Annotated in this window: 12 protein-coding genes and 1 tRNA gene; 6 read left to right on the top strand and 7 right to left on the bottom strand. The window is 73.9% G+C overall.

Annotated features, from left to right (window positions below; genetic code table 11):
* Positions 1-67: 67 nt before the first annotated feature.
* The 7 genes from RH861_RS14400 to RH861_RS14370 form a co-directional block, all read right to left on the bottom strand.
* Positions 68-922, bottom strand: coding sequence for an arginase family protein (locus RH861_RS14400; RefSeq protein WP_310521559.1), 855 nt, complete (start codon positions 920-922; stop codon positions 68-70).
* A 68-nt stretch (positions 923-990) separates the two neighbouring features.
* Complete coding sequence (locus tag RH861_RS14395) at positions 991-1,584, bottom strand: J domain-containing protein (protein WP_310521558.1); 594 nt, start codon at positions 1,582-1,584, stop codon at positions 991-993.
* 55 nt (positions 1,585-1,639) lie between these two features.
* Positions 1,640-2,032 carry a three-helix bundle dimerization domain-containing protein gene (locus RH861_RS14390; RefSeq protein ID WP_310521556.1) on the bottom strand — a complete coding sequence of 131 codons (393 nt, stop codon included), beginning with the start codon at positions 2,030-2,032 and terminating at the stop codon, positions 1,640-1,642.
* 89 nt (positions 2,033-2,121) lie between these two features.
* Positions 2,122-2,868: a PspA/IM30 family protein gene (locus tag RH861_RS14385; protein WP_310521555.1), complete on the bottom strand. Its 747-nt coding sequence runs from the start codon at positions 2,866-2,868 to the stop codon at positions 2,122-2,124.
* A gap of 49 nt (positions 2,869-2,917) precedes the next feature.
* On the bottom strand, positions 2,918-4,945 hold the full coding sequence (locus RH861_RS14380; RefSeq protein ID WP_310521554.1) for a TPM domain-containing protein: 2,028 nt from the start codon (positions 4,943-4,945) through the stop codon (positions 2,918-2,920).
* A 205-nt stretch (positions 4,946-5,150) separates the two neighbouring features.
* Positions 5,151-5,223: transfer RNA gene (locus RH861_RS14375), tRNA-Arg, on the bottom strand.
* A gap of 68 nt (positions 5,224-5,291) precedes the next feature.
* On the bottom strand, positions 5,292-5,894 hold the full coding sequence (locus RH861_RS14370) for an iron ABC transporter ATP-binding protein (protein WP_310521553.1): 603 nt from the start codon (positions 5,892-5,894) through the stop codon (positions 5,292-5,294).
* A 39-nt stretch (positions 5,895-5,933) separates the two neighbouring features.
* Here RH861_RS14370 and RH861_RS14365 point away from each other — a divergent pair, with 39 nt between their 5' ends.
* From RH861_RS14365 to thrB, 6 genes are all read left to right on the top strand, one after another.
* Complete coding sequence (locus RH861_RS14365; RefSeq protein WP_310521552.1) at positions 5,934-7,607, top strand: arginine--tRNA ligase; 1,674 nt, start codon at positions 5,934-5,936, stop codon at positions 7,605-7,607.
* Between the two features lie 11 nt (positions 7,608-7,618).
* Positions 7,619-8,425, top strand: a complete 807-nt coding sequence (locus RH861_RS14360; protein WP_310521551.1) for an LmeA family phospholipid-binding protein — start codon at positions 7,619-7,621, stop codon at positions 8,423-8,425.
* Positions 8,426-8,614: 189 nt separating this feature from the next.
* Entirely contained in the window at positions 8,615-10,030 is a 1,416-nt protein-coding gene (gene lysA, locus RH861_RS14355; RefSeq protein ID WP_310521550.1) for a diaminopimelate decarboxylase, read from the top strand.
* Complete coding sequence (locus RH861_RS14350; protein ID WP_067950609.1) at positions 10,027-11,337, top strand: homoserine dehydrogenase; 1,311 nt, start codon at positions 10,027-10,029, stop codon at positions 11,335-11,337. The genes lysA and RH861_RS14350 overlap by 4 nt, the downstream gene beginning before the upstream one ends.
* Positions 11,334-12,428 carry a threonine synthase gene (gene thrC, locus RH861_RS14345; RefSeq protein ID WP_248598387.1) on the top strand — a complete coding sequence of 365 codons (1,095 nt, stop codon included), beginning with the start codon at positions 11,334-11,336 and terminating at the stop codon, positions 12,426-12,428. The genes RH861_RS14350 and thrC overlap by 4 nt, the downstream gene beginning before the upstream one ends.
* On the top strand, positions 12,425-13,387 hold the full coding sequence (gene thrB, locus RH861_RS14340) for a homoserine kinase (RefSeq protein WP_310521549.1): 963 nt from the start codon (positions 12,425-12,427) through the stop codon (positions 13,385-13,387). The genes thrC and thrB overlap by 4 nt, the downstream gene beginning before the upstream one ends.
* Positions 13,388-13,465 lie beyond the last annotated feature (78 nt).

Here is a 13,465-nt window from a genome sequence, read left to right as displayed (position 1 = left end):
GATGCACCGGGCGGCCCGACCCCAGCCTAGGCACCGGGCGCCGTCGCCGGCATCGGCTCGCGGCGATTCAGCGGCCCGCGCTCGATGCGCCCGATGCGAGCGCGCCGACGATGCGGAGGATCGTCGGGAGGTCGTCGTTCGCGAGCTCGGCCGAGGCGGGCGTGAACCCGGCGATCGACGCACCGGCGAGCGGGAACGCCTCGACCACGGCCTTCAGCACCGCGACCAGTTCCACGGCTCCGATGCCGAACGGCAGCGGGTACGACAGCCCGGCGATGGCCGACGGATCGAGCACGTCCAGGTCGACGTGCACGTACACGCGGCCGGCGCCGGTGGCTCGGAGCGCCGCCACGACCGACGCGGGGTCGGCGAGCTCGCCCACCCCGAACGCCGTCACGCCGTGCTCGTCGAGGAACGCCTGCTCGCCGTCGTCGATCGCGCGCAGCCCGCCGAGGACGAGACGCGACGGCGGGATGCGCGTCGCCCCGTCGAGCGCGAGCCCGTCCGCACCATCGCCCGTGATGGCACGCAGCACCATGCCGTTGAACGCGCCCGACGGGCTCGTCTCGGGCGAGTTCAGGTCCGGGTGCGCGTCGAGCCAGAGCACCGCGACCTCGCCCGGGTGCGCGGCGGAGGCCGCGGCCACCGGCGCGAGCGCGATCCCGCAGTCGCCCCCGATGGCGATGGGCGTGCCCGTGGCCCGCGCGAGCGCGTCGGCGGTCCGTTCCCGGACGCGCCGCAGCGCGCTGTACCGCTGCACTCCTGTCCCGAGCGCGTCGCCCGCTTCCATGGGCACGTCGACGAGCACGGTGGAGGCGGACGGCAGGTCGCCGTGGATCGCGTGCGCGCCATCGGCATGGCTCATGGCACGGGACGACACGGAGCCCTGCCACTCGGGGATGACGAGGAAGGCGGCCGGCATGCTCCCAGTATGTTCCGCGGGGCACGGGTCCGCCACGACGCGCCGGGCACCGCCCGCGGCTCGGCGCCTCACTGGTCGGGGAAGCGGACCAGCCGACCCTGCACCGCCAGGCCGAAGCAGGCGATCGCCATGAATCCGAGCCCGAGCAGGCCGGCCACGGTCGTCGATGCGATGACCGCGATCGCGCTCAGTCCGAGGAGGACCAGGGTGATCCGCCACACCCACCGGCGACCCGTGAGCGCGGTGGCCAGCGCGAAGGCGATGAGCAGCCCCAGCCGCACCCAGAGGTCGGCCGGCGTGAACAGCGGGCCGGTCGCCGTGGACAGGATCGCCCCGACGACGGTCAGTGCCGTCCAGGCCGCGAACAGCCACCAGCCGAACGGTCGCCGGTGCGCGGTCTCCGGCCGCGTGGCATCCGCCGGGGGGCGTTCGACCACGATGCGAGCGGATGGCGCGGGCCGGCGCGGCGCCGCGAGCAGCACGTCGTGCGCCCGGGTGACCTCGATGAACCGGTCGCTGGCCGCCCGCACCTCGTCGGCCGGACGGCCCGTGTAGCGGTCGGGGTGCAGTTCGCGCGCAAGGCGCCGGTAAGCGCGGTCGATCTCCGCGGAGTCGGCGTCGCGGTCGACGCCGAGCGCGGCAGCGGCCTCGTCGGGCGTCATGGCGTCGACGCGCGCGGCTCGCGGGCCGCAGGCGCGCGCCGGACGGAGGCGGCCATCACGCCGGCCCTCCGCCGAGGTCGCCGTTCAGCAGCGTCACGGGCGAGCCGGCGGGCGCCTCCGGGCGGGTCTCCCCGGCTCGCGGATCGACCGAGTGGGGCTCGGGCCGGCGCATGGCGGGATCGTGCTCGGTGTCCGGCACCGGTCGGGGGTCCGCCGGAGCGAGGTCGGGCGGGGAGGCGAAGACCTCGGCCGTGCCCTCGGCGCGCAACCGGTCGCGCGCCTGGTGCTCGGTGAGCACGGGCACGAAGTCGCGGATCGGGCGTCCGTCGAAGCGCCGGTACTCCTGTTCGACGACCTCGGCGATGCGCTCGGGCGCGATCTCCGGGAAGTGCGCGGCGAGCCGGTCGGGGATGCGACCGACCAGGGTCCGCTCGTCCTCGGCGTGCATCTCTCGGCTCCTTCCGCCGCGGGGTCGGGTGGTGGCCAGGCGAGGGGCGGATGCCGCGCGGCGGGCGGCCGGCGGCATCCGCTCACTCGTCAGTTCGACGCGATCTGCCCCTGGTCGGAGGAACCGCCGCCGGCCTTCAGCGCGGCGAGCCGGGCCTCGACCTCGGTGAGCTCGCCGAGGTCGTCGAGCTCGTTGAACTGCGCGTCGATGCTCGACGCGGCGATCTCGGCCTGGCCGCGCGCCTTGGCCTCCTCGCGGCGGATCTTGTCCTCGAACCGGCCGAGCTCGCTCGTCGGGTCGAGGATGTCGATCGACTTGACGGCGGCGTGGACCTGCTGCTGCGCCTGGGCGGTCTTGGCGCGGGCGATGAGCTCGGACCGCTTGTTCTGCAGGTCGACGAGCTTCTGCTTCATGCCGTTCAGGCCGCTCTTGAGCTTGTCGACGACCTCGGTCTGCGCGGCGATCTGCGGTTCGGCCGCGCGTGCCTCGTTCTCGGACGAGATCTGCCGGCTGAGCGCGACCTTGGCGAGGTTGTCGAACTTGTCGGCGCCCGCGGCGTCGCCCGCGGTGCGCAGCTGGTCGGCCTTGCGGCTCGCGGCGAGGGCCTTGTCGCCCCACTCGCGCGAGGCCTCGAGGTCCTCGCGGTGGTCGTCCTCGAGCAGGCGCAGGTTGCCGATGGTCTCGGCGATGGCCGCCTCGGCGTCGGCGATCGAGTTGGTGAAGTCGCGCACCATCTGGTCGAGCATGACCTGGGGGTCCTCGGCCTGGTCGATGAGCGCGTTGACGTTCGCCCGCAGCAGCTGCGAGATCCGTCCGAAGATGGACTGCTTGGTCATCGTGGCTTCCTTCCGGTTGGTGGTCGTGGGGTGTGGGCGGTGGAGCGGGTCAGAAGCGGCCTCCGCTGCCGCGGCGGGCGCGCGTGGCCGAACCGCCGAAGCTGCCGGGGGAGCGCCCGCCGCCGAAGCCCCCGCCGAAGCCGCCCCGGCTGCGGCCGCCGCCTCCGCCGCCGCCGAACATGCCGCCGCCTCCGCCGCCGCCCATCATCGAGTTGATGAGGATGCCGCCGAGGACCGCGCCGAACATGTCGCCGCCTCCGCCGCGCGCGGGCTGGCCGAACATCCCGCCGCCCGGCATGCCGCCGCCGAATCCGCTGACGTCCTGCTGGGCGAGCGACATCGCGCTCGACGCGAGCTGTTCGGCCCGCTGGGCGCTCGCGAGGGCTCGGGGCGGGTCGGATGCCGCGAGCGACTGCGCCTCGACGACGAGGCGGCCGGCCTCGGCGAGCCGGGTCCGGGCCTCCGAGCCGATGGCGCCGCGGCGCGCGACGAGGTAGTCCTCGGCGGCCTGCACCTGGCTTCGGGCGGCCAGCAGCGAGCGGTCGAGCTCGGCGCGGGTGCGCTCGGCCTGCACCTGCGCGTCTCGGGCACCCTGGACGGCCCGGTCGATCTCGGCGTTGACCCGGTCGACCCGTGCGGCGAGGTCGAGCGGCGACCGGCCAGGGCGAGCGAGTTCGGCTCGGATCGCGGCGGACTCCGCTTCCACGCGGTCGGCGAGGCCGGCGAGCGACGCGTCGGGCAGGCCGCGTGCGGTGCGGACGTCGGCGTCGAGGTCGTCCACGCCGGCCGCGACGGCCCGGTCGCCCTGGGCGAGGTCGGCGGCGAGGCGTTCGATCGCCGCCGTGAGCAGGCGCGCCTGGTCGGTGGCCTCCTCGGCGGCCCGGATGTCGACGGCCGCGGCCCCGCTCTCGCCGCGCTCGAGCGCGGCCCGCGCCTCGCCGATCGAGTCCCTGGCGAACGCGATCCGGGTGCGCGCCTGCTCGGGGTTGTCGGCGACCGTGGCGAGCGCGGATGCCGCGTACTGGGCGCCGAGCGCCTGCAGTCGCTGCGCGGCGGGGGCGATGCCGTCCTCCGCGGCGCGGGCGGCGGCCTCGACGCGTGCGAGCGCCTGCGGGGCGTTCTGCTCGAGATCGCGCAGAGCGTCGAAGCGGTCGGCCTCGGCGTCGAGCATCGACTCCGCCTCCGCCGTGAGGGCCAGGATCGCGGTGTACCACTCCCGTTGCTGCTGCTCGGTGTCGGGCTCGTGGTCGTCGAGTCGCTGCTGCAGCGTGAACGCCTCGGCGACGCGCGCCTTCGCGGACTCGAGCGCGGTGCGGAAGCCCGCGGTGGCCTCCTCGCCGTAGCCCGCGGTCGCGAAGCCGAGCTCCTCCTCGCTCGTCTTCAGTGCGTCGTCGGCCTGGACCAGCGCGCTCGCGGCGCGGCGGCGGAGCTCCTCGAGCGGGACCTGCGGTTCGGCGTCCGCACCGGGCGCACCCCCGGGGACCCCGGGCGCCCCCGCGTCGCGACGGCGACGCCGCGCCAGCACCACGGCGACGACCGCGATGACGGCCGCGCCGCCGAGGAGGATCCAGAGGAACCCGGCGCCGAACCCGCCGCCGCCTCCGCCGCCGCCGAGCGCCTGGGCCGCCGCGACGGCCGCGCCCGCCCAGTCCTCGTCGCGGAGCCGGGGCTCGATCCGCTCGATGCTGATCCGGTCGGTGTCGGCCTGCGTGAGGGATGCGTCGGGCGCAGCGGAGAAGTAGTACGAACGACCCTCGACGGCGACGGCGAGCAGGTAGTCCTCGGTGCCCATGTTGTTGGCGTTCGCGGTGTCGGTCGCCCACGACGCGGCATCCGCCGGATTCGTGAACTCGTCGACGAAGGCGACGAAGAGCTGCCGGCCGGTGTCGTCGGCGGCGCGTTCGATCGCGGCCTCGACCTCGGTGAGCTCGGACGCGCTCAGGGCATCGACGGTGTCGACGACCGGGCTCGCGCCGAACGAGACCGGGTCCTCGGCATGGGCGGCCGCTGCGGGCGCGACCGCGAGCAGCCCGGCCAGCACGGCGACCGCGATCGAACTCCCTCGTACCGACCGCATGTGCCAGACGCCTTCCCCTCGGACCGGAATGTCTGGAGTCTATGGCGGCGCGGACGGGAGCGTCCACGCATCGGCCGCAGACGTGCAGCAGACTTCCAGCGGACGCGGGGGAGTCGCGGAGCGGCCGGGCGTCGGGCGGCTGGGCGCCCGGAAACGGAATGAGCCGGGCCCTCAGCTGACTGAGTGGACCCGGCTCTTCACGACGTGCCCCCGGAGGGATTCGAACCCCCGACCTACGGTACCGGAAACCGGCGCTCTATCCCCTGAGCTACGGAGGCGCACAGCCATTCACACTACCACCTGACGCACCCTGCGCATGACGCGCGGCGGGCTCGCCCGGGCGTGCTCAGCGCGCCGCAAGGTTGCTGCGGACGGCGGTGACGAGCGGCTCGGCGTCACCGGGCTCGAGGAACTCCGGCGACTCGAGCACGATCCAGTAGCCGTCGGCGAACACCTGCGCCCGGCCGACGCCGCCCGACTGGCTGAAGAAGCCCTCGACCTCCGGCGGCGTGCCGTACGTCGGCACCGCGGTGCTGTCGACCGCCGCGCGTCCGACCTGGGCCGCGAACGCGTTCCCGGGCAGGGTCGCGACGCCGAGCCCGATCAGGTCGCCGCTCGTCTGGTTGCTCCATCCGCACACGGTGCCCTGCGCGTCGGCGACCGCGACGAGGTCGTCCGACTCCGGCTCGAAACCGGGGGCCTCGCCGAAGTTGGGGTTGAACTCGTACATCTGGTCGAGCGTGATGAGGTCGGCGCACGCCGCCTCGAACGGGAGCGGCTCCTCGGTCGGCGCCGGCGTCGGTGCCGCCGATCCGCTGGGTGCCGGCGTCCCGGATGACGTCGGCGTCTCGGTGGCCGACGGCGCGTCGGGGGTGGTGCATCCGGCGAGGGCGAGCACGGCGGCCAGGGCGACCGCGGAGCGGCGGAGCTGGGTGTTCGGGCGCGGCATGCGGGAAACCCTACCAACGGCGACGGGTAGGATCTTCGAGTGACTCCCGCCGATCTCTCGCGTGTCCTGTTCGACCTCGTCTCCGAGCTGGTCGAGCGACGACGCGCATCGGGCGAGGAGGTCGCGCTCGAGCTGGCGCCCGAGGCCGTGACGCTCGAGCGTCCGAAGCTGCGCGAGCACGGCGACTGGGCCTCGAGCATCGCCCTGCGCATCGCCAAGCCGCTCGGTTCGAACCCGCGCGAGCTCGCCGGCGAGCTCGCCGCGGGCCTGGCCGACGTCGACGGCGTCGCGAGCGCCGAGGTCGCCGGCCCCGGCTTCATCAACATCCGGCTCGATGCCGCCGCGGCCGGTTCGCTCGCCAAGGCGATCGTCGAGGCCGGCGCGGCCTACGGGCGGGGCGACTCGCTCGCCGGTCGGGTGATCAACCTCGAGTTCGTGTCGGCGAACCCGACCGGACCGCTGCACATCGGCCACACGCGCTGGGCGGCGCTCGGCGACTCCATCGGCCGCGTGCTGCGGGCCGCGGGGGCGAAGGTCGCCAACGAGTACTACATCAACGACGCGGGCAACCAGATGGACAACTTCGGCGCGTCCGTGCTGGCCGCGGCGAAGGGCGAGCCGACGCCCGAGAACGGCTACCCGGGCCAGTACGTGGCCGACCTGGCCGCCCGCGTGCTCGAGCGCGAACCGCACCTGCTCGAGCTCGACGACGAGGTGGCGCTGCACACGGCGCGCGAGATCGCCTACGAGCTGCAGCTCGGCGAGATCCGCGAGTCGCTCGAGCGCTTCAACGTGCACTTCGACGTCTGGACCAGCGAGCGCGCGCTGCACGCGAAGGACGACGAGGGCGTGTCGGCGATCGACGCCGCCGTCGAGCGCCTCCGCGCGCAGGGGCACGTGTACGACGAGGACGGCGCGGTCTGGGTGCGCACGACCGACTTCGGCGACGACAAGGACCGCGTCATCCGTCGCGCGAACGGCGTCTACACCTACTTCGCCGCCGATGCCGCGTACTACCTCGACAAGGGCGACCGCGGCTTCGAGCACAAGATCTACCTGCTCGGCGCCGACCACCACGGGTACGTCCACCGCCTCAAGGCCCTCGCCGGTGCCGCCGGCGACGACCCCGAGCGCGACATCGAGGTGCTCATCGGCCAGCTCGTCAGCATCAACGGCGCCAAGCTCTCCAAGCGCGCGGGCAACATCATCGAGCTCGACGACCTGCAGGCCTGGCTCGGCACCGACGCACTGCGCTACACGCTGGCGCGGTACCCGGCCGACTCGCCGCTCGCGATCGACCCCGAGGTGCTCCAGCGGCGCGGCAACGACAACCCCGTGTTCTCCGTGCAGTACGTGCACGCGCGCACGACCCAGCTGGCGCGCAACGTCGCCGAGGCGGGGGTGGACCGCACCGCGTTCGCGCCCGAACTGCTCGATCACGAGACCGAGTCGGCGCTGCTCGGGGCGCTGCAGGAGTTCCCGCGCATCGTGGCCCAGGCGGCCGAGCTGCGCGAGCCGCACCGCGTGGCCCGCTACCTCGAGGAGCTCGCCGGCCTCTACCACCGCTGGTACGACAATTGCCGCGTGCTCCCGCTCGGCGACGAGCCCGTCACCGACCTGCACCGCACGCGCCTCTGGCTGAACGACGCGACGGGCCAGGTCATCCGCAACGGCCTCGACCTCCTCGGCGTGTCGGCCCCCGAGCGCATGTAACCTCCCGACCCATGGCCGCTTCCGACGCTGACACCGTCCGCTTCGACTCCACGCCCGTCGACGACGGGCCCAGGCGTCGCACGAGCGCCGGCACGCGCGCCGCGATCATCGTCGGAGCGCTGCTCGTCATCGTCGTCGGCCTCCTCGTCCTCGTCGAGACCGTCGGCCGGGGCATCGCCGAGCGCGCGGTCGCCGACTCGATCGAACGCGACCTGCCGGAGGGCGTCGAGGGCGAGGTCGACGTGCAGATCCGGGGGGTCTCGGCGCTCTGGCAGGTCCTCACCGGTCGCATGGACGAGGTCGTCGCGACCGCTCCCGAGCTGTCGGTGCAGGGCGTCCCCGTCGACGCGACCGTCACCGCGTACGGCGTACCCCTCGAGGAGGGTGGAAGCGTGGAACGCGCGGTCGCCGAGGCGACCGTCGACGAGGCCGCGCTCGATGCGATCGCCGAATCCCAGGGCATCGACGGCGGCCTGGCGCTCGGGGAGGGCACGGTCGCGTACTCCGACGAGCTCGAGGTCCTCGGCCTGCGCGTCGGCTTCGAGATCACGGCCGAACCCGATGCCGCGGGGGACCGCGTGCTGCTCACGCCGGTCGCGGCCGAGGTGCGCGCCGGCGGGGCGACGATCGACGCCTCGAGCCTCGTCGATCGCGTGCTCGGCGGCGACCCCTACCCGGTGTGCGTCGCCGACCGCCTCCCCGAGGGCGTCGAGGTGGCCGGCATCGACGTGACCCCGGAGGGGGCCACCGTGCGACTCGAGGCGTCCGACCTGGCGATCGCCGCGGACACCCTCGCGACCACCGGAACCTGCGGCTGAACCGCGCCGTCCCCGTCGTGACCGTGCCCGGGTCGTCCGGCGTCACCCGATTCGGCGGCCGCGGCGCTCGTCGCTAGACTCGCGGGGACGCCGCCTCACGAGGGCGGCTCGCACCGAGGCTTCAGGAACCGATCCGGGTTCGCTCGCCGACCGAGTGATCGTCGTTCCCAAACGTCCCGTGAGGTTCCCGTGGCATCCAGCGCTTCCGCCCCCGTGCCTCCGCCCGCGCCGGCGGACCCGAACGCCCTCGCGCCGCAGGTGTGGCCCGAGGGCGCGCACCGCGACGACGAGGGCCGGATCGTGCTCGCCGGCGTCGACGTCCGCACGCTCGCCGACCGCTTCGGCACGCCGCTCTACGTGGTCGACGAGACCGTCGCCCGCGCCCGGGCCGCGCGCACGCGTGCGGCCTTCGAGCGGGCCGCGGCATCCGTCGGCACCACCGCCGTCGTCTACTACGCCGGCAAGGCGTTCCTGTCGGGGGCCATGGTGCGGTGGATGACCGAGGAGGGCCTCGCGGTCGACGTCTCCACCGGCGGCGAGCTCGCGGTCGCGCTCCGGGCGGGCGCCGATCCCGCACGCATCGGCTTCCACGGCAACAACAAGTCGACGGCCGAGATCGAGCAGGCGATCGCGGCGGGCGTCGGCACGATCGTGATCGACAGCGAGATCGAGGTCCGGCGGGTGGCGGATGCCGCGTCCCGGGCCGGTCGCGTCCAGCGCGTGCGCCTGCGGGTCAACTCGGGGGTGCACGCGTCGACGCACGACTTCCTCGCGACCGCCCACGAGGACCAGAAGTTCGGCATCCCGCTGCAGGACGCGGCACGGGTCGCCGGCGACATCCGCTCGCACGACTCGCTCGACTTCGTCGGACTGCACTGCCACATCGGCTCCCAGATCTTCGACGCCGCGGGCTTCGCCGAGTCGGCAGAGCGGCTGCTCGCGGTCCACGCCGAGCTCGCCGCGTCGGCTCCGGTGCCGGAACTGAACCTCGGGGGCGGCTTCGGCATCGCCTACACCGAGGCCGACGACCCGCAGCCCATCGAGGCGATCGCCGATCGCATCGCCGCGGCGGTCGCCGAGGCCGCCGGTCGTCACGGCGTGCCCGTGCCCCGGCTCGCGTTCGAGCCGGGCCGCACGATCATCGGTCCGGCCGGGGTGACGCTCTACACCGCCGGGACCGTCAAGGCGGTGCCCACCGACGACGGATGGCGCCACTACGTGTCGGTCGACGGCGGCATGAGCGACAACATCCGCACCGCGCTCTACGGCGCGCAGTACACCGTGCGCCTGGCCTCCCGCACCTCCGACGAGGCGGCGGCCCTCGCCCGCGTCGTCGGCAAGCACTGCGAGTCCGGCGACATCGTCGTCGAGCACGACTGGCTGCCGCACGACGTCGCCCCCGGTGACCTCCTCGCGGTGGCCGCGACGGGCGCGTACTGCTGGTCGCTCGCCTCGAACTACAACCACGTCCCGCGGCCGCCGGTCGTGGCGGTCGCCGACGGGGCGGCGCGCGTCATCGTGCGCGGCGAGACCGTCGACGACCTCCTCGCGCGCGACGCCGGGCTGTCCGACCACGACGATGACCGACACGGAGTCACCGCATGATCGAATACCGTTCCATCCGGGTCGCGCTCCTCGGCGCCGGCTCGGTGGGCTCGCAGGTCGCGCGCCTGCTGCTCGAGCAGCGCGAGGAGCTGGCCAGCCGCATCGGCGCCCACCTGGAGCTCGCCGGGATCGCGGTGCGCGACGTCGACGCGCCGCGCGACGCCGACCTCCCGCGCGAGCTGTTCACGACCGACGCCGAGTCGCTCATCGTCGGCGCCGACATCGTCATCGAGCTCATGGGCGGACTCGAACCGGCCCGCACGCTCGTCCTCAAGGCCATCGCCTCGGGCGCCGACGTCGTGACGGGCAACAAGGCGCTGCTCGCCACCCACGGTCCTGAGCTGTTCGCGGCCGCGGAGCAGGTGGGCGCGCAGCTGTCGTACGAGGCGGCCGTCGGCGGCGCCATCCCGATCATCCGCCCGCTCCGCGACAGCCTCGCGGGCGACCGGATCGAGCGGATCCTCGGCATCGTCAACGGCACGACGAACTTCATCCTCGACCGGATGGACACCACCGGCGCCTCGCTCGAGGACGCCCTGGCGACCGCGACCGAGCTCGGTTACGCGGAGGCCGACCCGACGGCCGACATCGGCGGCTACGACGCGGCCCAGAAGGCGGCCATCCTCGCCAGCCTCGCGTTCCACACGGCCGTGCCGATCGAGTCGGTCCATCGCGAGGGCATCACGGGCGTGACCGCGGCGCAGGTCGAGTCGGCCGCCCGCGCCGGCTACGTGGTGAAGCTGCTCGCGATCTGCGAGCGCCTGGCCGACCCCGAGACGGGGGAGGAAGGCGTCTCCGCGAGGGTGTACCCGGCCATGGTGCACCGGAGCCATCCGCTCGCGGCCGTGCACGGCGCGAACAACGCGGTGTTCGTCGAGGCCGCGGCGGCAGGACCGCTCATGTTCTACGGCGCCGGGGCCGGCGGCGTGCAGACCGCCTCGGCCGTCCTCGGCGACCTCGTCGCCATCGCCCGGCGGCACGTGCTCGGCGGTCCCGGCACGGCCGAGTCGACCCACGCCGAGTTGCCCGTGCTCGACATCGGCCGCATCACCACGCGCTACGCCATCACCATCGAGGCCGCCGACGAGCCCGGCGTCCTCGCCACGATCGCCCACGTGTTCGCCGACCACGGGGTCTCCGTCGGCGAACTGCAGCAGACCATCAGCGATGAGACGGGCCGGGCTACGCTGGTCATCGGCACCCACGAGGGGCGCGAGTCCGCGCTCGCCGAGACGGTGCGCGCCCTCGGAGACAGCCCCGTCGTGACCTCCGTCGCATCCGTCATCCGAGTCGAAGGAGCAGAGTGAACCAGCAGGCAACGAAGGCGACGTCGCGCCAGTGGCGCGGGGTCATCCGCGAGTACGCCGACCGGCTCGACGTGACGGATGCCACGCCCGTCGTCACGCTCGGCGAGGGCGGCACGCCCCTGCTGCCCGCTCCGGCGCTCTCGCGCCGCACCGGTGCCGACGTGTGGGTCAAGTTCGAGGGCATGAACCCGACGGGGTCGTTCAAGGACCGCGGCATGACCATGGCCGTGACCAAGGCCGTCGAGCGCGGCGCCGAGGTCGTCATCTGCGCCTCGACGGGCAACACCTCGGCATCGGCCGCCGCATACGCCACGCACGCCGGCATCAAGGCGGCCGTGCTGGTGCCCGAGGGCAAGATCGCAATGGGCAAGCTCAGCCAGGCCATCGCGCACGACGCGCACCTCATCCAGATCCAGGGCAACTTCGACGACTGCCTCGACATCGCGCGGGATCTCGCCGAGAACTACCCGGTGCACCTGGTCAACTCGGTCAACAACGACCGCATCGAGGGGCAGAAGACCGCCGCGTTCGAGGTCGTGGAGGTGCTCGGCGACGCGCCCGACTTCCACTTCATCCCGGTCGGCAACGCGGGCAACTATACCGCGTATACGCGCGGCTACCGCGAGGACATCGAGGCGGGCAACGCCACGCGGCTCCCGCGCATGTTCGGCTTCCAGGCCGCGGGGTCGGCGCCACTCGTGCGAGGCGAGCCGGTGAAGCACCCGGAGACCATCGCGAGCGCCATCAGGATCGGCAACCCGGCCTCGTGGCACCTCGCGCTCGAGGCGCGCGACCTCACCGACGGCTACTTCGGCGCCATCGAGGACGACCGCATCCTCGAGGCCCAGCGCATCCTCTCGGCCGAGGTCGGCGTCTTCGTCGAGCCGGCGTCGGCGATCAGCGTCGCCGGGCTGCTCGAGCGGTCCGCCGCCGGTCAGGTGCCCGCCGGTTCCCGCGTGGTGCTCACGGTCACGGGGCACGGCCTGAAGGACCCGCAGTGGGCCCTCCGCCTGCCCGACGGGTCCGACGTGCAGCCGACCGTCGTCCCGGCCGACACCGCGCACGTGGCGCAGGTGCTGGGGCTCGCATGAGCGCCGCCTCCGCCGAGGCGTCGGCGATCGCGACCGCGGAGCTCTCGGGTCGACGCGTGCACGTCAAGGTGCCCGCGACGTCCGCGAACCTCGGGCCCGGCTTCGACACCCTCGGGCTGGCGCTCGCGCAGTACGACGAACTCGACGTCGAGGTCGGCGGCGACGGCCTGCGCATCGAGGTGCACGGCGTCGGCGCCGGCGAGGTGCCCCTCGACGAGTCGCATCTCGTCGTCCGCGCCATCGCCCACACGCTCGCGCACTACGGTCGCGACCTGCCGCCGCTGAAGCTCGTGGCCCGCAACGCGATCCCGCACGGCCGCGGACTCGGCTCCTCCGGGGCGGCGATCGTCGCCGGCGTCATGGCCGCCCGGGGACTGCTCGCGCCCGAGGTCGAGATCTCGCCGGACGAGCTTCTCGAGCTCGCGACCGAGCTCGAGGGTCACCCGGACAACGTGGCGCCCGCGCTGTTCGGCGGCCTCACGATCGCGTGGGTCACCCCCGAGGGTCCCCGCCACAAGAAGCTCATGGTGCACCGGGGCGTGTCGCCGCTCGTCCTCGTCCCCGAGCACGAGATGTCGACCGCCCTCGCCCGGAGCCTCCAGCCCCAGTCGGTGCCCCACGAGGACGCGGTCTTCAACGTGTCGCGCTCGGCGCTGCTCGTCGCCGCCCTCATCCAGAGCCCCGAACTGCTGCTCGCGGCGACCGAGGACAAGCTGCACCAGCGCTACCGTGCGGAGGCGATGCCCGAGACCGACCGGCTCATCCGGGTGCTGCGCGACGCGGGCCACGCCGCGGTGGTCTCCGGCGCCGGACCGTCGATCCTCGTGCTCGCGAGCGATCCGAGCGAGCGCGCCGACGCGGTGCGGCTCGTCGAGGAATCGGCCGAGACCGCGTGGCAGGCGCTGCCGCTGGCCGTGGACTTCCTCGGTGCGACGGTGACGCGGGTCGACGAGGCCTGACCCGGCGCACGAGCCCGGGTCGCGCCGCGACGGCGTGGCGCGTGGTCGGGACGCGACCCGGCCGGTGCTAGACTGATG

This window comes from Agromyces indicus (assembly GCF_031432295.1).
GTDB classification, from domain to species: domain Bacteria; phylum Actinomycetota; class Actinomycetes; order Actinomycetales; family Microbacteriaceae; genus Agromyces; species Agromyces indicus.
The sequence above is the reverse complement of the archived record's forward strand: the minus strand, read 5'-3'. Positions and strand labels throughout refer to the sequence as shown.

Coding starts and splice junctions, on each gene's coding strand:
- RH861_RS14400 (WP_310521559.1), bottom strand. CDS start 922: ATGCCGGCCGCCTTCCTCGTCATCCCCGAGTGGCAGGGCTCCGTGTCG.
- RH861_RS14385 (WP_310521555.1), bottom strand. CDS start 2,868: ATGACCAAGCAGTCCATCTTCGGACGGATCTCGCAGCTGCTGCGGGCG.
- RH861_RS14350 (WP_067950609.1), top strand. CDS start 10,027: ATGATCGAATACCGTTCCATCCGGGTCGCGCTCCTCGGCGCCGGCTCG.
- RH861_RS14395 (WP_310521558.1), bottom strand. CDS start 1,584: ATGACGCCCGACGAGGCCGCTGCCGCGCTCGGCGTCGACCGCGACGCC.
- thrB (WP_310521549.1), top strand. CDS start 12,425: ATGAGCGCCGCCTCCGCCGAGGCGTCGGCGATCGCGACCGCGGAGCTC.
- RH861_RS14370 (WP_310521553.1), bottom strand. CDS start 5,894: ATGCCGCGCCCGAACACCCAGCTCCGCCGCTCCGCGGTCGCCCTGGCC.
- RH861_RS14390 (WP_310521556.1), bottom strand. CDS start 2,032: ATGCACGCCGAGGACGAGCGGACCCTGGTCGGTCGCATCCCCGACCGG.
- RH861_RS14380 (WP_310521554.1), bottom strand. CDS start 4,945: ATGCGGTCGGTACGAGGGAGTTCGATCGCGGTCGCCGTGCTGGCCGGG.
- RH861_RS14360 (WP_310521551.1), top strand. CDS start 7,619: ATGGCCGCTTCCGACGCTGACACCGTCCGCTTCGACTCCACGCCCGTC.